We start from the raw sequence: 21,706 nt of genomic DNA on the forward strand, positions 1-21,706 counted from the left end.
GATCCTCCTGCTCAGGCCGACAGGCGCACGCGGAACGTGGTGCCCTGGCCGGGTTTCGTGGACACCAGCAGCCGCGCGCCCAGGCGCCGCACCTCGGCCGACACGATGTCGAGCCCGACGCCGCGGCCCGCGTGTTCGCCGGCAGTGTCCGACGTGGAGAAGCCCGGCCGGAAGATCTGCGCGAGCACCTGGGCCGAACTCATCTCGCCGAGCTGCGTGTCGCTGAACCAGCCCAGCGCCCGCAGGCGGGCGCGCACGCGTTCGGTGTCGAGGCCCGCGCCGTCGTCCTTCACGACGAGTTCCACCTGGTTCGAGGCGTTGCGGTGCAGCGTGACGTCGACGGCCGCGGTGGCGGGCTTGCCGAGCGCGGCGCGGGTGTCGCCGTCCTCGACGCCGTGCACCACTGCATTGCGCACCAGCTGCACGGCCACCTTCTGCAGCGCCTCGTGCGTGGCCGTGGGCAACGCGGTGAGCGGGGCGAGGGCGGTGGTGAGGCGCGTGGGTTTGCCGAGGTCGCTGGCGATGCGCGAGACGAGGCCGGTCAGCGGCACCGAGAAGTCGGCAGGAGGGCGGGGTGCACCCCCGCGGTCGCGCAGCACCGACCGCTTGAGCGCCTGCAGGCGGGTCAGCAGTTCCTCGAGCGGCAGGGGCAGGGCGAGCAGCGAGTCGCCGCCGAACGTGCCGGCCTCGCGCAGCATCTGGATCTGCGATTCGAACTGGTGGGCCGTGGCGGTCAGCAGGTCGAGCTGCAGCATCGAGGCTTCACCCTTGACCGCGTGGATGTGCCGGTACACGGCGTCGACGATGCGGCGCAGCTGCTTCGGATCGGACCCGGCCTCCACCTGGCGCAGCAGGTCGTTGACCTCGAGCAGTGCCGATTCGGAGCGGTCCACGAAGCCGCGCAGCGCGCCCGGGTCGGTCTCGAAGGCGCGCACGAGCAGGTCGAACTCGCGCTGGGCGCGCTGCTGCTCGCCCTGGAGCTTCTGCTCCAGCTCGATGCGCGAGGTGACGTCCTGCACCGTGACGAGCAGGTGGCGGATCTCGCCGTCGGCGAGCACGCGGTTGAAGCGCATCGACAGGTGGCGCTGGTGCGTGTGGCCGAGCCCGTCGGTGGTGGTGATGGCGACCTCGGTCAACGGGTTGATGCTCTGGACCAGGTCCTCCTTGATGTGGGGCAGGAACAGCAGGTCCATGTAGCCGCGGGCGTCGTCGAGCGTGCGGGCCGAGACCATCGGGCGCAGCACGTCGAGGATGTTGTCGCCGGGGTGCACGGACTGCGCGAGGATGGTCGACACCGAGGCGGACAGCTGGGTGCCAAGGGTCAGCTGCGGGGTCAGCAGGAAGAGGCCCTCGCGCACCACCGACAGGATCTCGCGGGTTTCGCCGGCGGCCTGCTCCGTGGCCTCGTCGGATTGGCGCAGGCGGCGGATGAACTTGAAGAGGATGAAGACGAAGTTCAGCAGCGCGAGCACGATGCCGGCCGTCTGCACCATCCGCAGCTGCGAGGCGCGCTGGCTGGCCGCGGCCCCGAGGTCGGTGGTCAGCTCGTTCATCAGGCCGAGCAGCGCGAGGTTGTTCGCGCGGGCGTAGGCCGCGGCGGCACGCACCTGCTCGGGCGTGGGCGGAGACGTCCCCTCGCGCAGCGGCTCCAGCAGCACGCGCCACGGCTCCCACAGCGCGACGCTGCGCGCGAGGATCTCCGCGCTCTTCGGCCCCGAGGCGGGGACCAGCTGCACCGGCTTGCCGTCGCCGCCGGTCACCTGGCCGCCGTTGCGGAACGCGGTGAGGGTCTCGTCGAACAGGCGCGAGGCCAGGCGCAGCTCGTCGGTCAGCGGGGCCGGCACGGCGCCATTGGCCACGGCGAGCTCGCTGGCGAACAGGTTCTTCGACAGCCGCTGCGTCAGCATGCGCTGGCGTCCGGACAGGTTGATCGAGACGGCGTCCTCCGAGATCTGGAAGGACACGTAGAAGTTCAACACCAGCACGGCCAGGTCGAACAGCAGGAAGAACGCGACCGCGATCAGGATCTCGCGGTACTTGCCGAGTGAAAAGCCGAGGGCGGGACGGGCGAGCGAAGACGCGGCGGCGGGCTTCGCGGCCCGCCCCGCGTCCAGCGCCAGGCCGGAGCTGGCGGACGTGGTCACAGAGGATCTCCCCAACGAATGGATGTGTTCTGGTGCAGGCGCCCCCCGGAGGGGGCGCGGGGCCGCTCAGGCGGCCTTCTCGACGTGGCCGTGGCGCGTGTAGAGGAAGTCGAGCACTTCCTTGCGGTAGTGCACGTACTTCGTGTCCTCGGCGAGTTCCACGCGGTTGCGCGGGCGCTCGAGGTCGATCGACAGGATCTCGCCGATGGTGGCGGCCGGGCCGTTCGTCATCATCACGATGCGGTCGGACAGCAGCACGGCCTCGTCGACGTCGTGCGTCACCATCACCACGGTGCTCTGCGTGCGGGCCACGATCTTCAGCAGCTCGTCCTGCAGGTGCGCGCGGGTGAGGGCGTCGAGCGCGCCGAACGGTTCGTCCATCAGCAGCACCTTCGGCTCCATCGCGAGCGCCCGGGCGATGCCCACGCGCTGCTTCATGCCGCCCGAGATCTCGTGCGGACGCTTGGTCGCGGCGTGGCCCATGTTGACGAGGTCCAGCGCGGCGAGCGAACGCGCCTTGAGCTGAGCCTTCGACTCGGTGGCGCCGAACACGCGCTCGACCGCGAGGTGCACGTTCTCCTCGCAGGTGAGCCACGGCAGCAGCGAGTGGTTCTGGAACACCACCGCACGCTCGGGCCCCGGGGCGGCGATCTCGCGGTTGTCGCAGATCAGTGCACCGCTCGAGGGCAGCGTGAGCCCGGCGATCAGGTTCAGCAGCGTGGACTTGCCGCAGCCCGAGTGGCCGATCAGCGTGACGAACTCGCCCTTGGCCACGTTGAGGTTGATCTCGCGCAGGGCGTGGAAACGGCCCTTCTTCGTGTTGAACACCATCTCGGCGTTCTGGACCTGGATGAAGTTGCTGTTCATGGTGCGGGTCTCCTCGGGTTCAGACTTCGTCGTAGGTGAAACGCTTGGCGATCGAGACCAGGGCCCATTCGAGCAGCAGGCCCACGATGCCGATCACGAAGATCGCGATCAGGATGTGCGTGACGTTGAGGTTGTTCCACTCGTCCCACACCCAGAAGCCGATGCCCACGCCGCCGGTCAGCATCTCGGCCGCGACGATCACGAGCCAGGCGGTGCCGACGCTCAGGCGCACGCCGGTCAGCATGTACGGCAGCACGGCGGGGAAGAGGATCTTCGTGATGACCTTCCACTCGGACAGGTTCAGCACGCGGGCCACGTTGAGGTAGTCGGCCGGCACGCGCTGCACGCCCACGGCGGTGTTGATGATCATCGGCCAGATCGAGCAGATGAAGATGGTCCAGATGGCCGCCGGGTTCGCGGCCTTGAACACCAGCAGGCCGATGGGCAGCCACGCGAGCGGCGACACCGGGCGCAGCAGGCTGATCAGCGGCGAGACCATGCGGCTCAGGAACTCGAAGCGGCCGATCATGAAGCCGAGCGGGATGCCGATCACCGCCGCGAGGCCGAAGCCCACCGCCACGCGCTGCAGCGAGAACAGGATGTTCCAGCCGAGGCCCTGGTCGTTCGGGCCGTTGCTGTAGAACGGGTCCGAGAACAGCACCAGCGCCTCCTTGAGGGTGGCGGCCGGGGTCGGGAACGTCGTGCTCTTCATCGTGAGCAGGGCCCAGATGCCGACCAGCGCGGCGACGCCGGTGAGCGGTGGAAGCACCTTCAGGAACAGACCCCGCCAATCGATCGGGTCACGCGCAGGGCGGGCCGGCTTCGGGGTGGCGGTGGACGAGGCGGCGGTGGCCACCTTCGGCTTGTCCGCCTCGGCGCGAGCCTCATTGGCGGCATCGAGGGGGGAGTGGAAGACTGCGCTGACCATGATGATCTCCTTGGGTGGCGGCGTGGGTTCCGGAACTCAGGCCTTGATGGCGAAGCCGTCGGCGTACTTCTTCGGGTCCTTGCCGTCCCAGACGACACCATCGATCAGCTTGCTGGTGCGCAGCGGGTCCTTGGGGACACTGATCTTCATGGCACCCGCGACGTCCTTGTAGAGGTCGATGCGGTTGATCTGCTTGGCGACGCCCAGGTAGTCGGGGTGATCCTTCAGCAGGCCCCAGCGCTTGTGCTGGGTCAGGAACCACATCCCGTCCGACAGGTAGGGGTAGTTCACGGCACCGCCGTTGAAGAACTTCATGTGGTTCGCGTCGTCCCAGGTCTTGCCGAGGCCGTTCTGGTAGCGGCCGAGGATGCGCTGGTTGATGGCGTCGACGCTCGTGTTGATGTACGCCTTCTGGGCGACGGTCTCGGCCATCTTCAGCTTGTTCTGCAGGCTGGCGTCGATCCACTGGCTGGCCTCGAGCACGGCCATCATCACGGCGCGCGCCGTGTTGGGGTTGTTCTTCACGAAGTCGGACGTCGTGCCGAGCACCTTTTCGGGGTGGTCCTTCCAGAGGTCCTGGGTGGTGATCGCGGTGATGCCGATGCCGTCCATGATCGCGCGGTGGTTCCAGGGCTCGCCCACGCAGAAGCCGTCCATGTTCCCGACGCGCATGTTCGCCACCATCTGGGGCGGCGGCACGGTGATGAGCTTGGCGCCGGTCACGGGATTGATGCCGAAGGCCGCGAGCCAGTAGTGCATCCACATCGCGTGCGTGCCGGTGGGGAACGTGCCGGCGAAGGTGTACTCGCGCTTCTCGCGGGCCATCAGCTTCGCGAGCGAACCCCCGTCGACGGCGCCCTTGTCGGCGAGGGTCTTCGACAGCGTGATGGCCTGGCCGTTGTTGTTCAGGTTCATCAGCACGGCCATGTCCTTCTTGGGGCCGCCGATGCCGAGGTGCACGCCGTACACGAGGCCGTAGAGCACGTGGGCCATGTCGAGTTCGCCGTTGACGAGCTTGTCGCGCACGCCGGCCCACGAGGCTTCCTTCGTCGGGATGATCTTCACCCCGTACTTCTTGTCGAAGCCGAGCACCGAGGCCATCACGACGGAGGCGCAGTCGGTCAGCGGGATGAAGCCGATCTTGACTTCCTCCTTTTCGGGCTTGTCCGAGCCGGCGGCATACACGGCGGATTGCAGTCCCGGCAGCATGCCGGTGGCGCTGGAGGCGGCGGCGGCCTTGATCAGGGTTCGGCGGCTCATGAGGTTCTTTCGATCGGTGTGGTCGGTCATGGCGGAAAGGTCTCGGTGGTCTGCAACGCAGGGGACAAAAACAAAAAGGCGTCCGCACGTCTCGTCGGGGGTGAGCCCGGGAGGGTGGGGACGCCGTCGTCCGAACCGTTCAGCACCGCCGTTGGTGCTGTCTGGTGTCAATGTCGAGGATCGCCGTTGATCCTCTGCCGGTTCATTTGCAAACGCTGTGCCAGCTGTTTTCGACGTGTGCCGCACCCGAACGGTGCTGCAGTGCACCCAATCAGGCGAGCAGGTCGCTGACGTCGATCAGTCGCTGGGCCACGTCGGCCAGGCGCAGGCCCTTGTCCATCGCGGTCTTGCGCAGGCGGGCGTACGCGGCGTCCTCGGTCAGGCCGTGCGCCTTGATCAGCAAGCCCTTCGCGCGGTCGATCACCTTGCGTTCCGACAGCTCGGTGCGCGCGTCCGCCAGCTCGCGGCGCAGGCCTTCCTCATGCTCGAAGCGGGCGAGGGCGACCTCGAGCACCGGCTTGACGCGGTCGGGCGCCATGCCGGCCACCACGTACGCGGTGACGCCGGCGGCGATGGCCGCACCGACATGGGAGGTGTCCTCGTCTTCCGTGAACAGCACGATGGGGCGGCGGGCGTCGCGTGTCGCGAGCACCACGTGCTCCAGCGTGTCGCGCGCCTGGCTTTCGGCGTCCACGATGATCATGTCGGGGGCGATCTGGGCGAGGCGGTCCGGGAGGAACACGTCGGCCGGCAGCACCGCGACGATGTTGTAGCCGTTCTCGAGCAGCCCGATGCGCAGCGACCGCGAGCGCTCGGCCTCGGTCACCGCCCGCGTGTCCGTGCCGTCGGCCAGCAGCGAGTCGGGGGCGACGATGACGATGCGCAGCGCGGCGGTGGAGGGGCGCGTCGGGTTCATGCCGCGAGGGCGAGCAACATCCGCGCCAGAGGAGGGCGCCCGGGCGTGAAAAAGCCCGCACGCGGCGGGCTTCTGCGGGAGCGGGTGCGGTTCAGCGGCTGCCGTGCGACAGGTTGAACTTGCGGCGGATCCAGTTGCCGAGCGGGCGCACTGAATCGAGGAGGGTGTCGGACACGAACAGCTCGCGTTCGGTCAGCACGCCACGGGAATCGAGGGAGTCGAGGAACTGGCGCACGTCCTGGCGGCGCACGCCGCTGCTCGTCACCAGCTGGGACAGCGAGACGTAGCGATGAGACATGTCACTCACCATCCGCCGGTAGGCGGAGCCCTGGTACGGGGCCGGGAGTTCGGGCCACGAGGTGAGTCGGTATTCTTTCATTCTGTTCCCCAACGAGAGGATCCCTGGTTCTGCTGAGTCGCCGCGTCGAGGCGGAGACTCCTGGACCCCCTAAGCGTAGGGCCTTGTCCGACATCGGACGATCGGGTGTCGCCCGCATTCTCGGGAAAACACTGACTCGTCTGTGTGACAAAGTGAAAGCGTTTTCAGACGAAAGTCGCGACGGCCGCCCTTGTTACAATCGGCCCATGAAGGTCTTGGGTGTCGAATCGTCGTGCGACGAAACCGGGGTGGCCGTGGTCGAGGCCACGCCGACAGGGGTTCCGAAACTGCGGGCCCACGCCCTGCACAGCCAGATCGACATGCACCAGGCCTATGGCGGCGTGGTGCCCGAGCTGGCCTCGCGCGACCACATCCGCCGGGTCGTGCCGCTCACCCGCCAGGTGCTGGCCGAGGCGGGCGTCGACCTCGCCGAGATCGACGTGGTCGCCTTCACCCGCGGTCCGGGCCTCGCCGGGGCGCTGCTGGTGGGGGCGGGCGTCGCCTGCTCGCTGGCGGCCGCGCTCGGCAAGCCCGTGTTCGGTGTGCACCACCTGGAAGGGCACCTGCTGTCCCCGTTCCTCGCGAGCGACCCGCCGGAATTCCCGTTCGTGGCGCTGCTCGTGTCGGGCGGCCACACCCAGCTGATGCGGGTGGACGACGTGGGCCAGTACGAGCTGCTGGGCGAGTCCATCGACGATGCCGCCGGCGAGGCCTTCGACAAGTCGGCCAAGCTGCTGGGCCTCGGCTACCCGGGCGGGCCGGTGCTGGCGCGCCTGGCCGCCTTCGGCGACGCGTCCGCCTATTCGCTGCCGCGCCCGCTGCTGCACAGCGGCAACCTCGACTTCTCGTTCGCCGGCCTCAAGACCGCCGTGCGCACCCAGGTGCTCAAGCTCGGCACCAATGTCTGCGAGCAGGACAAGGCGAACATCGCCGCGGCCACGCAGGAGGCCATCGTGGACGTGCTCGTTCGCAAGTCCATCGCCGCGCTCAAGCAGACCGGGCTCAGGCGCCTCGTGGTGGCGGGTGGGGTGGGGGCGAACACGATGCTGCGCGAGCAGCTGAACGCCCAATGTGCCAAGCGCCAGGTCCGGGTGCACTACCCGGAGCTGGCGCTGTGCACCGACAACGGCGCGATGATCGCGCTCGCCGCGGCGATGCGGCTTCAGCGGGGCGCCGTCCCCGGCTTCGACCAGGGGTTCGACGTGCGGCCCCGCTGGCCGCTCACCGAGGTTCAACCCATCGAGGTTCAGCCGATCGCGACCTGAGTGGCGCCGGTGGGCACCTTCTTCGACAGCGACAGGGTCAGCACCCCGTTGTCGAACCGGGCCGACGCGCTGGCCGGGTCCACCTCGGACGGCAGCACCACGGTGCGGGCGTAGCGGGCCTCGGCGCGCTCGCGGTACAGCACGCGCGGGGTGTCGGTGGGGGTTTCGGTCGCGGCAGCCGCTTCGGCCGTGGCGGTCTCGAGCACCACGCGGCGGCCCTGCACGGACACCTTCAGCAACTCGCGGGTGGTGCCCGGCACCTCGAAGGCGAGCGAAAAGGCGGTGTCGGTCTCGGACACGTCCAGCGCCGGGGTGCGGGAGGTGGGGGCCGACGGCGCGGTGACGCGCTCGGAGAACAGCTGGTCCAGCAGCCGGCTCGAAGCGGCGGCACGGCGGGACACGGAAACGGGGGCGGGGAACACGAACATGGGGAACTCCAGGAATCTTCGTTTCGGGGTAGCCGCTGCACCGTGCAGCACGCCATGGCTCCGAATTTGGAGCGTCCGGAGGGCTTTCAAGGGACTTGAAATCCGGCGTTCCGACCCCGTTCCGAAACTTTTTTCCGGAAGTCCGTGAGAAGGCCTTCCGGGAGGGGCTGCAGGTTTCCGCTACAATCGACGGGCTTTGCGCTCTTCCGGGCGCTGGCAATCCGCACGGCGCGGGGAGGTTTCCCCCGCTACCGCAAGTCAACCCACCCGAAACCGCAGGCCGTTTTCATTGGCCGCGACGGGTATTTCTGGAAACACACAGATGTCCACCACCGAACAAAAGGCCGAGATCGTCAAGGCCAACGCCCGCAGCGCCAACGACACCGGGTCCCCCGAAGTCCAGGTCGCCCTGCTGACCGCCCGCATCAACGAGCTGACCCCCCACTTCAAGACCCACCTGAAGGACCACCATGGTCGCCGCGGTCTGCTGAAGATGGTCAACACCCGCAAGAGCCTGCTGGCCTACCTGAAGGACCGTGACGCCGACCGCTACACGGCCCTGATCCAGAAGCTGGGTCTGCGCAAGTAATCGCACGGGAACTCGTGAAGCCTTCGTCGCGAGCCGTTTCCGTCGCTGTCGCTTCATGAGTTCCGAAAAGAGCCTGTCTGGGATCGCCAGCACAGGCTCTTTGTTTTGGAGTTCCGCCATCCACCGATGACGATGTGTCATTCCATCGCCGCTCACCCGCAGAGCGGCCATGGAATGGCATCGCGCCAGGATGACGTGGTTGCTCCAGGGGCCAGGCGCCACCCCACCGGCGCCGGTACACAAAGGAGAAAAGCATGAGCATGTTCAACAAGGTCACGAAGACGTTCCAATGGGGTCAGCACAAGGTCGTGCTCGAGACCGGTGAGATCGCCCGCCAGTCCGGCGGTGCCGTGATCGTCGACATCGAGGACACCGTGATCCTCGCCACCGTCGTGGGCGCCAAGAACCCGAAGCCGGGCCAGGACTTCTTCCCGCTGACCGTCGACTACATCGAGAAGACCTACGCCGCCGGCAAGATCCCCGGCAGCTTCTTCAAGCGTGAAGGCCGCCCGAGCGAACTCGAGACGCTGACCTCGCGCCTGATCGACCGCCCGCTGCGCCCGCTGTTCCCCGAAGGCTTCTACAACGAAGTCCAGGTCGTCGTGCACGTGCTGTCGCTGAACCCCGAAGTGTCGGCCGACATCGCCGCGCTGATCGGCTCGAGCGCCGCGCTCGCCATCTCCGGCATCCCGTTCAACGGCCCCATCGGCGCCGCGCGCGTGGGCTACATCAACGGCGAGTACGTGCTGAACCCGGGCAAGACCCAGCTGCTCGACTCGAAGATGGACCTCGTCGTCGCCGGCACCGAAGCCGCCGTGCTGATGGTGGAATCGGAAGCCCAGCAGCTGAGCGAAGAGATCATGCTCGGCGGCGTGGTGTTCGGCCACCAGCAGGGCAACATCGCCATCGCCGCGATCAACGAACTCGTGCGCGACGCCGGCAAGCCGGCCTGGGACTGGCAAGCGCCCGCCAAGGACGAAGCCTTCATCGGCAAGGTCACCGCGCTGGCCGAGGAGAAGATCCGCGCCGCGTACCAGATCCGTTCGAAGCAGGCCCGCACGCAAGCCTCGCGTGAAGCCAACGCCTCCGTGTTCGCCGCCCTCGACGCCGAAGGCGTGGCGTACGACAAGGTGAAGGTCGACAACGTGCTGTTCGACATCGAAGCGCGCATCGTGCGCGGCCAGATCCTGGCCGGCGAGCCGCGCATCGACGGCCGCGACACCCGCACCGTGCGCCAGATCGAGATCCGCAACAGCGTGCTGCCGCGCGTGCACGGCTCGTCGCTGTTCACCCGTGGCGAAACGCAGGCCCTGGTCGCCGCCACGCTCGGCACCGACCGCGACTCGCAGAAGATCGACGCGCTCGCCGGCGAGTTCAGCGAGCACTTCATGCTCCACTACAACATGCCTCCGTTCGCCACCGGCGAAACCGGTCGTGTGGGCACCCCGAAGCGCCGCGAGATCGGCCACGGCCGCCTGGCCAAGCGCGCGCTGGTCGCCGTGCTGCCGGACCGCACCGAGTTCCCGTACTCGATGCGTGTCGTGTCGGAGATTACCGAGTCGAACGGCTCCTCGTCGATGGCCTCGGTGTGCGGCGGCTGCCTCGCGCTGATGGACGCCGGCGTGCCGCTGAAGGCGCACGTGGCCGGCATCGCCATGGGCCTGATCAAGGACGGCAACCGCTTCGCCGTGCTGACCGACATCCTGGGTGACGAGGATCACCTCGGCGACATGGACTTCAAGGTCGCGGGCACCACCGCCGGCGTGACCGCGCTGCAGATGGACATCAAGATCCAGGGCATCACGAAGGAAATCATGCAGGTCGCCCTGGCCCAGGCCAAGGAAGCGCGCCTGCACATCCTCGGCGAGATGACCGCCGCGATGGGCGAGGCGAAGACGGAAGTCTCGCAGTTCGCTCCGCGCCTCTACACGATGAAGATCAACCCGGAGAAGATCCGTGACGTGATCGGCAAGGGCGGCGCCACCATCCGTGCGCTGACCGAAGAGACCGGCACCACGATCGACATCGGCGAAGACGGCACCATCACGATCGCCTCGGCCGATGCCGACAAGGCCGCGTACGCCAAGAAGCGCATCGAGGAAATCACCGCCGAAGTGGAAGTGGGCAAGGTCTACGAAGGCCCGATCACGAAGCTGCTCGAGTTCGGTGCGCTCGTGAACCTGCTCCCGGGCAAGGACGGCCTGCTGCACATCAGCCAGATCGCCCACCAGCGCGTCGAGAAGGTCACCGACTTCCTGAAGGAAGGCCAGGTGGTCAAGGTCAAGGTGCTCGAGACCGACGAGAAGGGCCGCGTCAAGCTGTCGATGAAGGCCCTGATCGACCGCGAGCAGCAGCCCGCTGGCGAGTAAGCCTCTCAGCCAAGAAGTCCGAGCGCGATGAAAGCCATCGAGATCTCTTCCTACGGGGCGCCCGAGGTGCTCCGCGAGGCCGTTCGCCCGGACCCCGTGCCGGGGCCGGGTGAACTGCTGATCCGTGTGGCCGCGTCGGGGGTGAATCGTCCCGACGTGCTGCAGCGCAAGGGCTTCTACCCGGTGCCGCCGGGTGCCTCCGACCTGCCGGGCCTCGAAGTGGCCGGCGTGATCGTCGAAGGCGATGCCGCGGCGCTGGCGGCGGCCGGCCTGAAGGTCGGCGACCGCGTGTGCGCGCTGGTCGCTGGTGGCGGCTACGCCGAACTGTGTGTCGCGCCGGTGGGCCAGTGCCTGCCGGTGCCGAAGGGCTTCAGCGACGTCGAGGCGGCCAGCCTGCCGGAGACGTTCTTCACGGTGTGGTCGAACGTGTTCGACCGCGCCCGCCTGCAACCCGGCGAGGTCTTCCTCGTGCAGGGCGGCACGAGCGGCATCGGCGTCACCGCCATCCAGCTCGCGAAGGCCTGGGGCGCCACCGTGATCGCCACGGCCGGCAGCGACGACAAGTGCAAGGCGTGCCTCGACCTCGGCGCCGACCACGCGATCAACTACCGCACCCACGACTTCGTCGCGGAAGCGAAGCGCGTCACCGACGGGCGCGGCGTCGACGTCGTGCTCGACATGGTGGCCGGCGACTACGTCGCCCGCGAGATCCAGTGCCTGGCCGAGGACGGCCGCATCGTGATCATCGCGGTGCAGGGTGGGGTGGAAGCGAAGATCGATGCCGGCCTCGTGCTGCGTCGCCGCCTCGTCGTCACCGGCTCCACGCTGCGCCCGCGTCCCGTCGCCTTCAAGGCGGCCATCGCGAAGGCGCTCCATGACACCGTGTGGCCCTGGCTCGAAGCCGGCTGCATCAAGCCCGTCATCCACCAGACCTTCGCCGCGGCCGACGCTGCCGGTGCCCACGCGCTGATGGAGTCGAACCAGCACATCGGCAAGCTGGTGATGACGTGGTGACCCCGAATCCAACGACTCGACAAGGACAAGCAACGATGCGCCGCAAGCTGGTGGTGGGCAACTGGAAGATGAACGGCAGCCGTGCGGCCAACGCCGAACTGCTCGCCGGACTGAACGCCGCGGGCCCGTGGACCGCCGACGTCGCCGTGTGCGCCCCGTTCCCGTACCTCGGCGACGTGGCGCTGTCGCTGCAGGGTGGTCGCATCGGCTGGGGCGCGCAGGACTGCTCGGCCCACGAATCGGGTGCCTTCACCGGCGAGGTGTCGGCCGCGATGCTCGCCGAGTTCGGCTGCCGCTTCGTCATCGTGGGCCACTCGGAGCGCCGCGCGCTGCACGGCGAGTCCGACCAGCTCGTGGCCGACAAGGCCAAGGCCGCGCTGGCGCACAAGCTCACGCCCATCGTGTGCGTGGGCGAAACGCTCGCCGAACGCGAGGCTGGTGAAACCGACCACGTGGTCAAGCGCCAGCTGTCGGCCGTGATCCATACGCTCGGCCACTGCGTCCCGCAGATCGTCGTCGCGTACGAACCCGTGTGGGCCATCGGCACCGGCAAGACCGCCACGCCCGAGCAGGCGCAGGCGGTGCACGCGCTGCTGCGCGCGCAACTGCACGCGGCCACCACGAAGTCGGACGAGATGCTGATCCTCTACGGCGGCAGCATGAAGCCCGACAACGCGGCCCAGCTGCTCGGCCAAGCCGACATCGATGGCGGTCTCATCGGTGGCGCATCCCTCAAGGCGGCGGACTTCGCCGCGATCTGCAAGGCGGCGGGCTGATCGCCCCCGCAGTGCACCCCAGAATCTTTCGGAGCGAGAAAAAATGCAAATGCTGTTGAACGTGGTGCTGGCCGTCCAGATGCTGTCGGCCCTGGTGATGATCGGCCTCGTGCTCATCCAGCACGGCAAGGGTGCCGACATGGGCGCGTCCTTCGGCAGCGGCTCGGCGGGCAGCCTGTTCGGTGCCACCGGCAGTGCCAACTTCCTGTCGCGCTCGACCGCCGTGTCGGCCGCCGTGTTCTTCCTGTGCACGCTGGCCCTGGTGTACTTCGCCGGTGCCAACCGCGGCGCGGCCACCACCAGCGACAGCGTGCTCGACCGCGCGGCCGTGCCGGCCGTGGTCGCCAGCGGTCCCGTGCAGCTGCCGGGCGCCGTGCTCGCTCCGGCCTCGGCTGCCGCCATTCCCGCCGTGGAAGCCAGCGCTCCCGCGGCTGCTGCATCGCAGGCCTCCACCACGAAGTGACGGAGGAGGGAAGACGTTCGTCGAATGTCCTCCTAATTTGGTGTGCTGCAATGCAGCGATTCCATGCCCAAACTGAGGGATTCAGGTTAGAATAAGTGGCTGTTCGGTGAGCAAACCTCAAGCGATCCGGACATACTCTAAAAGAGCACCGCCGACGTGGTGAAATTGGTAGACACGCTATCTTGAGGGGGTAGTGGCGAAAGCTGTGCGAGTTCGAGTCTCGCCGTCGGCACCAGATCTTTCGACGCAACGCACGACTGTGCGTTGCGTCGTTGTCCTTGAGAAGCCTGAAGACCATGAATCTGGCACCCTACCTCCCCGTCATCTTGTTCATCCTGGTGGGTGTGGGGGTCGGCGTAGCGCCCATGGTGCTCGGTTCTCTCCTCGGTCCGCGTCGTCCTGACACGGCCAAAAACTCCCCGTACGAATGCGGCTTCGAGGCTTTCGAAGACGCCCGGATGAAATTCGATGTGCGCTACTACCTCGTCGCCATCCTGTTCATCCTGTTCGACCTGGAAATTGCCTTCCTCTTCCCGTGGGCAGTTTCGCTGAAGGAAATCGGTCCGACCGGCTTCTGGGCCATGATGCTGTTCCTTGGCATCCTCGTCGTGGGCTTTGTCTACGAATGGAAAAAAGGCGCGCTGGACTGGGAATGATCGCGAGGTAGTTGTATGGGCATCGAAGGCGTTCTCAAAGAAGGTTTTGTCACCACCAGCCTGGACACGGTGATCAATTGGTCGAAGACGGGCTCCCTGTGGCCCATGACCTTCGGCCTGGCGTGCTGCGCCGTCGAGATGATGCACGCCGGTGCGGCGCGCTACGACATCGACCGCTTCGGCATGCTGTTCCGGCCCAGCCCGCGCCAGAGCGACCTGATGATCGTCGCCGGCACGCTGTGCAACAAGATGGCGCCGGCGCTCCGCAAGGTCTACGACCAGATGGCCGAGCCCCGCTGGGTGCTCTCCATGGGGTCCTGCGCCAACGGCGGCGGCTACTACCACTACAGCTATTCCGTCGTGCGCGGCTGCGATCGCATCGTGCCGGTGGACGTCTACGTGCCGGGCTGTCCGCCCACGGCCGAGGCGCTGCTCTACGGCATCCTGCAGCTGCAGGCGAAGATCCGCCGCGAAAACACCATCGCGCGTTGAAGGCGAGCTGCAATGAGCCAAATCGAAACCTTGAAGGCCCGCATCGAGGCCGACCTTGCTCCGTCGATCAAGAGCCTGGTGCTCGATCGCGGTGAACTCACGCTGACCGTCAAGGCAGCCGACTACCTGGCCGTCGCCCAGAAGCTGCGCGACCTGCCGGAGTTCAAGTTCGAACAGCTGATCGACCTCTGCGGGCTCGACTACTCGAGCTACAAGGACCAGCCCTGGGAAGGGCCGCGCTTCTGCGTCGCCTCGCACCTGCTGTCGGTCACGCACAACTGGCGCCTGCGCCTGAAGGTCTTCGCCCCCGAGGACGATCTGCCCGTGGTGGCCTCGGTCAACGGCGTCTGGAGTTCGGCCAACTGGTTCGAGCGCGAGGCGTTCGACCTGTACGGCATCCTCTTCGAGGGCCACGAGGACCTGCGCCGCATCCTGACCGACTACGGTTTCATCGGCCACCCGTTCCGCAAGGACTTCCCCGTGTCGGGGACCGTCGAGATGCGCTACGACGCCGAGCAGAAGCGCGTGATCTACCAACCGGTCACGATCGAGCCGCGCGAAATCATTCCCCGCATCATCCGTGAAGACAACTACGGTGGTCTGCATTAATGGCTGAGATCAAGAACTACACGCTGAACTTCGGTCCCCAGCACCCCGCCGCGCACGGGGTGCTGCGCCTCGTGCTCGAGCTCGACGGCGAAGTCATCCAGCGTGCCGACCCCCACATCGGCCTCCTGCACCGCGCGACTGAAAAGCTCGCCGAGACGCGCACGTTCATCCAGAACCTGCCCTACATGGACCGCCTCGACTACGTGTCGATGATGTCCAACGAGCACGCGTACTGCCTGGCCATCGAACGGCTCATGGGCATCGAGGTGCCCGAGCGCGCACAGTACATCCGCGTGATGTTCAGCGAGATCACCCGCCTGCTCAACCACCTGATGTGGCTGGGTGCGCACGGTCTCGACTGCGGCGCGATGAACATGCTGATCTACTGCTTCCGCGAGCGGGAAGATCTCTTCGACATGTACGAGGCGGTGTCGGGTGCGCGCATGCACGCGGCCTACTTCCGTCCGGGCGGTGTGTACCGCGACCTGCCGGACAGCATGCCGCAGTACAAGGCGTCGAAGATCCACAACGCCAAGGCCATCTCGGCGATGAACAAGAACCGCGGTGGTTCGCTGCTCGACTTCATCGAGGACTTCTGCCGCCGTTTCCCCGCGAACGTCGACGACTACGAGACGCTGCTCACCGACAACCGCATCTGGAAGCAGCGCACGGTCGGCATCGGCGTGGTCACGCCCGAGCGCGCGCTGAACCTCGGCTTCTCCGGCCCCATGCTGCGCGGCAGCGGCATCGCCTGGGACCTGCGCAAGAAGCAGCCGTACGACGTGTACGCGAAGATGGACTTCGACGTGCCCGTGGGCACCAACGGCGACACGTACGACCGCTACCTGGTCCGCGTCGCCGAGATGCGCGAAGCCAACAAGATCATCCAGCAGTGCGTCGCCTGGCTGCGCGCGAACCCGGGTCCGGTCATCACCGACAACCACAAGGTCGCTCCGCCGCCGCGCGTGGACATGAAGTCCAGCATGGAAGAGCTGATCCACCACTTCAAGCTGTTCACCGAAGGCTTCCGCGTGCCGGAAGGCGAGGCCTATGCCGCGGTCGAGCACCCGAAGGGCGAGTTCGGCATCTACATCGTCAGCGACGGCGCCAACAAACCCTACCGCCTCAAGATCCGTCCGCCCGGCTTCGCGCACCTCGCGGCCATGGACGAGATGTCGCGCGGCCACATGATCGCCGACGCCGTCGCGGTCATCGGCACCATGGACATCGTGTTCGGCGAGATTGACAGGTAATCCCATGAGCTCCACCGACGCCACCCCCTCGGCCGCGACCCTCGCGCGGTTCGCCCGCGAAGTCGCGAAGTACCCGGCCGACCAGCGCCAGTCGGCCGTGATGGCCTGCCTCGCCATCGTCCAGCAGGAACAAGGTTTCGTGTCCGCCGAAGCCGAACGGCAGATCGCCGACGTGCTCGGCATGCCGCCCATCGCGGTGCACGAGGTCACCACGTTCTACAACATGTACAACCAGGTGCCCCGCGGCACGTTCAAGCTGAACGTCTGCGCGAACCTGCCGTGCCAGCTGCGCGACGGCCAGAAGGCCCTGAACCACCTGTGCGAGAAGCTCGGCGTGGAAGCCGGCGGCACCACCGCCGACGGCCTGTTCACCGTGCAGAAGAGCGAATGCCTCGGCGCCTGTGCCGACGCACCGGTGATGCTCGTCAACGACCGGCAGATGTGCAGCTTCATGACGACCGAACGCCTCGACGAACTCGTCGACACGCTGCGTTCGGCGGTCAAGTGACCGAGGGCCCCGGCATGCAACCCCAGCTCGACCTCTCCAAGTTCCAGGCCAAGGGCGTGGAAACCTGCTTCCACGGCCGGCACATCGGTCCTCAGATCTACGCCGGCCTCGACGGCAAGAACTGGTCCATCAAGGACTACGAGGCCCGCGGTGGCTACCAGGCCCTGCGCAAGATCCTCACCGGCGGCGACGGCGGCGAGCCCATGACGCCCGACCAGGTCATCGCCGAAGTGAAGGCCTCGGGCCTGCGCGGCCGTGGTGGCGCGGGCTTCCCCACCGGTCTGAAGTGGAGCTTCATGCCCCGCCAGTTCCCGGGCCAGAAGTACCTCGTCTGCAACTCGGACGAAGGTGAACCGGGCACGTGCAAGGACCGCGACATCCTGATGTTCAACCCGCACATCGTCATCGAAGGCATGGCCATCGCCGCCTTCGCGATGGGCATCAGCGTCGGGTACAACTACATCCACGGCGAGATCTTCGAGGTGTACGAACGCTTCGAGGCCGCGCTGGAAGAGGCCCGCGCCGCGGGCTACCTCGGCGACAAGATCCTCGGCTCGGCCCACAGCTTCCAGCTGCACGCCGCCCACGGCTTCGGCGCGTACATCTGCGGCGAGGAAACCGCGCTGCTCGAATCGCTCGAAGGCAAGAAGGGCCAGCCGCGCTTCAAGCCGCCGTTCCCGGCCAGCTACGGCCTGTACGGCAAGCCCACCACGATCAACAACACCGAGACGTTCGCCGCGGTGCCGTGGATCATCCGGAACGGCGGCCAGCCGTACCTCGAGATCGGCAAGCCCAACAACGGCGGCACGAAGATCTTCTCGGTGGTGGGTGACGTCGAGAACCCCGGCAACTTCGAGATCCCCCTCGGCACGCCGTTCTCGAAGCTGCTCGAGCTCGCCGGTGGCGTGCGCAAGGGCCGCACCCTCAAGGCCGTGATTCCCGGCGGTTCGTCCGCCCCGGTGCTGCCCGCGAACATCATGATGGACTGCACGATGGACTATGACTCCATCGCCAAGGCCGGCTCCATGCTGGGCTCGGGCGCCGTCATCGTGATGGACGACTCGCGCTGCATGGTCAACAGCCTGCTGCGCCTGTCGTACTTCTACATGCACGAGAGCTGCGGCCAGTGCACGCCGTGCCGCGAAGGCACGGGCTGGATGCACCGCATGATCGAGCGCATCGCCCACGGGCAGGGCCGCCCGGAAGACATCGACCTGCTGAACTCGGTCGCCGACAACATCCAGGGCCGCACCATCTGCGCCCTGGGCGACGCCGCCGCCATGCCGGTGCGCGCCATGATCAAACATTTCCGCGACGAATTCGTGCACCTGATCGAGCACAAGACGTCCACGGTTCCCGCCTACGTCTGAGCGGCAAGCCAAGGCGACACACGACATGATCGAAATCGAACTCGACGGCAAGAAGGTGGAGGTCCAGGAGGGCAGCATGGTGATGCATGCCGCCGACAAGGCCGGCACCTACATCCCGCATTTCTGCTACCACAAGAAGCTGTCCATCGCGGCCAACTGCCGCATGTGCCTCGTCGACGTCGAGAAGGCGCCGAAGCCGATGCCGGCCTGCGCCACGCCCGTCACGCAGGGCATGATCGTCCGCACGAAGAGCGACAAGGCCCTGAAGGCCCAGCAGGGCGTGATGGAGTTCCTGCTCATCAACCACCCGCTCGACTGCCCCATCTGCGACCAGGGCGGCGAATGCCAGCTGCAGGACCTGGCCGTGGGCTACGGCTCCTCGGCCTCGCGCTACCAGGAAGAGAAGCGCGTGGTGTTCCACAAGGACGTGGGCCCGCTGATCTCGATGGAAGAGATGAGCCGCTGCATCCACTGCACGCGCTGCGTCCGGTTCGGCCAGGAAGTGGCCGGCCAGATGGAGCTCGGCATGATCCACCGCGGTGAACACTCCGAGATCACCACGGTCGCCGGCGACACGGTCGACTCCGAGCTGTCGGGCAACATGATCGACATCTGCCCGGTGGGCGCGCTCACCAGCAAGCCGTTCCGCTACAGCGCCCGCACCTGGGAACTCTCGCGCCGCAAGAGCGTGAGCCCGCACGACAGCACCGGCGCGAACCTCATCGTGCAGGTCAAGAACAACCGCGTGATGCGCGTGGTGCCGCTCGAGAACGAAGACGTCAACGAATGCTGGATCGCTGACCGCGACCGCTTCTCGTACGAATCGCTCAACAGCGACGACCGCCTCACGCAGCCGATGGTCAAGCAGAACGGCGAGTGGCAGACCACCGACTGGACCACGGCCCTCGAATACGTCGGCCGCAGCCTGACCGAGATCAAGCGCGAGCACGGTGCCGCCAGCATCGGCGCCATCGGCTCGGCCCACAGCACGGTCGAGGAACTGCACCTGCTGGCCAAGCTCGTGCGCGGCCTCGGCAGCCAGAACATCGACCACCGCGTGCGCCACGCCGACTTCACCGCGCCGGAAGGCGTGCGCTGGCTCGGCACGTCCATCGCGTCGCTGTCGTCGCTGCAGCGCGTGCTGGTCGTGGGCTCGTTCCTGCGCAAGGACCACCCGCTGTTCGCCTCCCGCCTGCGCCAGGCCACCCGCAAGGGCGCCAAGGTGCACAGCCTGCACGCCGTGCAGGACGACTGGCTGATGCCGCTCGCGAGCAGCATCACCGTGGCGCCGAGCGCCTGGGTCCAGACGCTGGCCGAGATCGCCGCCGCCGTGGCCGCCGAGAAGGGCGCCACCGCCCCGGTGAGCGCGAACGTGACCGACGCCGCCAAGGCCGTCGCCGCCTCGCTGCTGTCGGGCGAACGCAAGGCCGTGCTGCTCGGCAACGCCGCCGCGCAACACCCGCAGGCCAGCGGCCTGCTGTCGCTCGCCAACTGGATCGGCGAACAGACCGGCGCCTCGGTGGGCTACCTCACCGAAGCCGCGAACACCGTCGGCGCGCAGCTCGTCAACGCGCTGCCGGGCGAGGGTGGCCTGAACGCCCAGCAGATCCTCACGGGTTCGCTGAAGGCCGTCGTGCTGCTGAACACCGAACCGGCCTTCGACGCCGCGAACCCGGCCGCCGCCGTGCGCGCGCTGCAGGGCGCCTCGCTCGTCGTCGCGCTCACGCCGTTCAAGAACGCCGCGCTCGACGTGGCCGACGTGCTGCTGCCCATCGCCCCGTTCTCGGAAACCTCGGGCACCTTCGTCAACGCCGAAGGCCGCGCGCAGAGCTTCCACGGCGTGGTGAAGCCCCTGGGTGACACCCGCCCGGCGTGGAAGGTGCTGCGCGTGCTCGGCAACGTGCTGGGCCTCGATGGCTTCTCGCAGGAGACGTCGGAAGAGGTGCGCGCCGAAGCCCTGGGCGACGTCGCCACCATCCCGGCCCGCCTGAGCAACAAGACGTCGGTGTCGGCCAAGCCGGCCGCCACGGCCACTGCACTCGAGCGTGTCTCCGACGTGATGATCTACGCCGCCGACTCCCTGGTGCGCCGCGCCACGTCGCTGCAGCTCACGAAGGACGCGCGCCCACCGGTCGCCGGCCTGTCGGCCTCGCTGTGGGCCGAGCTGGGCCTCAACGGCACCGCCGCCGTGCGCCTGAAGCAGGGCGACGCCATCGCCGTGCTGTCCGCCCAGCTGGACCCGACCCTGGCCGCCAATGCCGTGCGCGTGCCGGCAGGGCACCCGGCCACTGCGGGCCTGGGCAGCCTGTTCGGCCCGATCACCGTCGAGAAAGCCTGAGGACGCCGCCACCATGCTCGACTCGATCACCTCCTTCGGCAGCGCCACCCTCGGTGGCTTCTGGCCGGTCGTCTGGACGCTCGTGAAGATCATCGCGGTGGTCGCGCCGCTGATGATCTGCGTGGCCTACCTCACGCTGTGGGAACGCAAGGCCATCGGCTGGACGCAGATCCGTCCGGGTCCGAACCGCGTGGGTCCCATGGGCCTGCTCACCCCCATCGCCGACGCCGTCAAGCTGATCTTCAAGGAGATCATCATGCCGACGGCCGCGAGCAAGGGCCTGTTCCTGCTCGGTCCCATCATGACCATCATGCCGGCGCTGGCCGCCTGGGCGGTGGTGCCGTTCGGTCCGGAAGTGGTGCTCGCCGACGTCAACGCCGGCCTGCTGCTGCTGCTGGCCATCACCTCCATCGAGGTGTACGGCGTGATCATCGCCGGCTGGGCCTCGAACTCGAAGTACGCGTTCCTCGGCGCGCTGCGCGCCTCGGCGCAGATGGTCAGCTACGAGATCGCCATGGGCTTCTGCATGGTCGTCGTGCTGATGGTCTCGGGCACGCTGAACATGAGCCAGATCGTCCTGCAGCAGGGCCACGGCACGTTCGCCTCCATGGGCCTCACGTTCCTGTCGTGGAACTGGCTGCCGCTGCTGCCCATCTTCGTGGTGTTCTTCATCTCGGGCCTCGCCGAAACCAACCGCCACCCGTTCGACGTGGTGGAAGGTGAGTCGGAAATCGTGGCCGGCCACATGATCGAGTATTCGGGCATGGCGTTCGCGATGTTCTTCCTCGCCGAATACGCGAACATGATCCTGGTGTCGATCATCACCGCCACGCTGTTCCTCGGCGGCTGGCTGTCCCCGTTCGACTTCGCGCCGTTCAACCTGATCCCGGGCTGGATCTGGCTCGGCATCAAGACCTTCGTCGTCGTCACGATGTTCCTGTGGGTGCGTTCCACGTTCCCGCGCTTCCGTTATGACCAGATCATGCGTCTGGGCTGGAAGATTTTCATTCCGGTCACGCTGGTGTGGCTGCTGGTGGTGGGTCTCTGGATCCAGTCGCCGTACAACATCTGGAAGTGAGCCC

21 protein-coding genes and 1 tRNA gene are annotated in these 21,706 nt (G+C 67.3%); 15 read left to right on the top strand and 7 right to left on the bottom strand.

All coding sequences use genetic code 11. From position 1 onward, the window contains the following. Window positions 1-11: 11 nt before the first annotated feature. The 6 genes from A4W93_RS09435 to A4W93_RS09460 form a co-directional block, all read right to left on the bottom strand. On the bottom strand, window positions 12-2,144 hold the full coding sequence (locus A4W93_RS09435) for an ATP-binding protein (protein ID WP_157131622.1): 2,133 nt from the start codon (window positions 2,142-2,144) through the stop codon (window positions 12-14). Between the two features lie 66 nt (window positions 2,145-2,210). Next, window positions 2,211-3,011, bottom strand: a complete 801-nt coding sequence (locus A4W93_RS09440; RefSeq protein ID WP_085750373.1) for an ABC transporter ATP-binding protein — start codon at window positions 3,009-3,011, stop codon at window positions 2,211-2,213. Between the two features lie 19 nt (window positions 3,012-3,030). Next, the gene (gene ntrB / locus A4W93_RS09445; protein WP_085750374.1) at window positions 3,031-3,939 is read right to left on the bottom strand and encodes a nitrate ABC transporter permease; all 909 of its coding nucleotides are present in this window, start codon (window positions 3,937-3,939) and stop codon (window positions 3,031-3,033) included. A gap of 36 nt (window positions 3,940-3,975) precedes the next feature. After that, window positions 3,976-5,199 (bottom strand): CmpA/NrtA family ABC transporter substrate-binding protein, encoded by a 1,224-nt coding sequence (locus A4W93_RS09450; protein WP_407081705.1) that lies wholly within the window; start codon window positions 5,197-5,199, stop codon window positions 3,976-3,978. Between the two features lie 271 nt (window positions 5,200-5,470). Then, window positions 5,471-6,115, bottom strand: a complete 645-nt coding sequence (locus A4W93_RS09455) for an ANTAR domain-containing response regulator (RefSeq protein WP_085750376.1) — start codon at window positions 6,113-6,115, stop codon at window positions 5,471-5,473. A 91-nt stretch (window positions 6,116-6,206) separates the two neighbouring features. Then, complete coding sequence (locus tag A4W93_RS09460) at window positions 6,207-6,413, bottom strand: hypothetical protein (protein ID WP_157782139.1); 207 nt, start codon at window positions 6,411-6,413, stop codon at window positions 6,207-6,209. A gap of 287 nt (window positions 6,414-6,700) precedes the next feature. Here A4W93_RS09460 and tsaD point away from each other — a divergent pair, with 287 nt between their 5' ends. Beyond that, window positions 6,701-7,759, top strand: a complete 1,059-nt coding sequence (gene tsaD / locus A4W93_RS09465; RefSeq protein ID WP_085750378.1) for a tRNA (adenosine(37)-N6)-threonylcarbamoyltransferase complex transferase subunit TsaD — start codon at window positions 6,701-6,703, stop codon at window positions 7,757-7,759. Here the strand turns inward: tsaD and A4W93_RS09470 are convergent. Continuing rightward, a complete protein-coding gene (locus A4W93_RS09470; RefSeq protein WP_085750379.1) occupies window positions 7,741-8,187 on the bottom strand; it encodes an Hsp20/alpha crystallin family protein in 447 nt (148 codons plus the stop codon). The two genes, tsaD and A4W93_RS09470, sit on opposite strands and share 19 nt — an antisense overlap. A gap of 322 nt (window positions 8,188-8,509) precedes the next feature. On the opposite strand from A4W93_RS09470, the gene rpsO reads away from it, so the two are divergent. The 14 genes from rpsO to nuoH all read left to right on the top strand — a co-directional run bounded on the left by rpsO (window position 8,510) and on the right by nuoH (window position 21,702). Next, window positions 8,510-8,776 carry a 30S ribosomal protein S15 gene (gene rpsO / locus A4W93_RS09475; protein WP_085750380.1) on the top strand — a complete coding sequence of 89 codons (267 nt, stop codon included), beginning with the start codon at window positions 8,510-8,512 and terminating at the stop codon, window positions 8,774-8,776. 254 nt (window positions 8,777-9,030) lie between these two features. Further along, window positions 9,031-11,145: a polyribonucleotide nucleotidyltransferase gene (gene pnp, locus A4W93_RS09480; RefSeq protein WP_085750381.1), complete on the top strand. Its 2,115-nt coding sequence runs from the start codon at window positions 9,031-9,033 to the stop codon at window positions 11,143-11,145. A 27-nt stretch (window positions 11,146-11,172) separates the two neighbouring features. Further along, window positions 11,173-12,159: an NAD(P)H-quinone oxidoreductase gene (locus A4W93_RS09485; protein ID WP_085750382.1), complete on the top strand. Its 987-nt coding sequence runs from the start codon at window positions 11,173-11,175 to the stop codon at window positions 12,157-12,159. 35 nt (window positions 12,160-12,194) lie between these two features. After that, entirely contained in the window at window positions 12,195-12,935 is a 741-nt protein-coding gene (gene tpiA, locus A4W93_RS09490) for a triose-phosphate isomerase (protein ID WP_085750383.1), read from the top strand. A gap of 43 nt (window positions 12,936-12,978) precedes the next feature. Then, window positions 12,979-13,398, top strand: a complete 420-nt coding sequence (gene secG / locus A4W93_RS09495) for a preprotein translocase subunit SecG (protein ID WP_085750384.1) — start codon at window positions 12,979-12,981, stop codon at window positions 13,396-13,398. Window positions 13,399-13,548: 150 nt separating this feature from the next. Continuing rightward, window positions 13,549-13,633 (top strand) — tRNA-Leu (locus tag A4W93_RS09500). Window positions 13,634-13,694: 61 nt separating this feature from the next. Continuing rightward, on the top strand, window positions 13,695-14,054 hold the full coding sequence (locus A4W93_RS09505; protein WP_085750385.1) for an NADH-quinone oxidoreductase subunit A: 360 nt from the start codon (window positions 13,695-13,697) through the stop codon (window positions 14,052-14,054). A gap of 15 nt (window positions 14,055-14,069) precedes the next feature. Further along, window positions 14,070-14,546 carry a NuoB/complex I 20 kDa subunit family protein gene (locus A4W93_RS09510; protein WP_056659068.1) on the top strand — a complete coding sequence of 159 codons (477 nt, stop codon included), beginning with the start codon at window positions 14,070-14,072 and terminating at the stop codon, window positions 14,544-14,546. A gap of 12 nt (window positions 14,547-14,558) precedes the next feature. Beyond that, a complete protein-coding gene (locus A4W93_RS09515; RefSeq protein ID WP_085750386.1) occupies window positions 14,559-15,155 on the top strand; it encodes an NADH-quinone oxidoreductase subunit C in 597 nt (198 codons plus the stop codon). Further along, window positions 15,155-16,408: an NADH-quinone oxidoreductase subunit D gene (locus A4W93_RS09520; RefSeq protein WP_085750387.1), complete on the top strand. Its 1,254-nt coding sequence runs from the start codon at window positions 15,155-15,157 to the stop codon at window positions 16,406-16,408. Before A4W93_RS09515 ends, A4W93_RS09520 begins: the two co-directional genes overlap by 1 nt. Before the next feature lie 4 nt (window positions 16,409-16,412). Beyond that, window positions 16,413-16,916 (top strand): NADH-quinone oxidoreductase subunit NuoE family protein, encoded by a 504-nt coding sequence (locus A4W93_RS09525; protein WP_085750388.1) that lies wholly within the window; start codon window positions 16,413-16,415, stop codon window positions 16,914-16,916. Between the two features lie 14 nt (window positions 16,917-16,930). Beyond that, window positions 16,931-18,286, top strand: a complete 1,356-nt coding sequence (gene nuoF / locus A4W93_RS09530) for an NADH-quinone oxidoreductase subunit NuoF (protein WP_085754104.1) — start codon at window positions 16,931-16,933, stop codon at window positions 18,284-18,286. Window positions 18,287-18,311: 25 nt separating this feature from the next. Then, window positions 18,312-20,624, top strand: a complete 2,313-nt coding sequence (gene nuoG / locus A4W93_RS09535) for an NADH-quinone oxidoreductase subunit NuoG (protein ID WP_085750389.1) — start codon at window positions 18,312-18,314, stop codon at window positions 20,622-20,624. 13 nt (window positions 20,625-20,637) lie between these two features. Beyond that, complete coding sequence (gene nuoH, locus A4W93_RS09540; RefSeq protein ID WP_085750390.1) at window positions 20,638-21,702, top strand: NADH-quinone oxidoreductase subunit NuoH; 1,065 nt, start codon at window positions 20,638-20,640, stop codon at window positions 21,700-21,702. Window positions 21,703-21,706: the final 4 nt, after the last annotated feature.

Origin of the sequence: Piscinibacter gummiphilus (assembly GCF_002116905.1) — a bacterium.
Lineage (GTDB): Bacteria > Pseudomonadota > Gammaproteobacteria > Burkholderiales > Burkholderiaceae_C > Rhizobacter > Rhizobacter gummiphilus.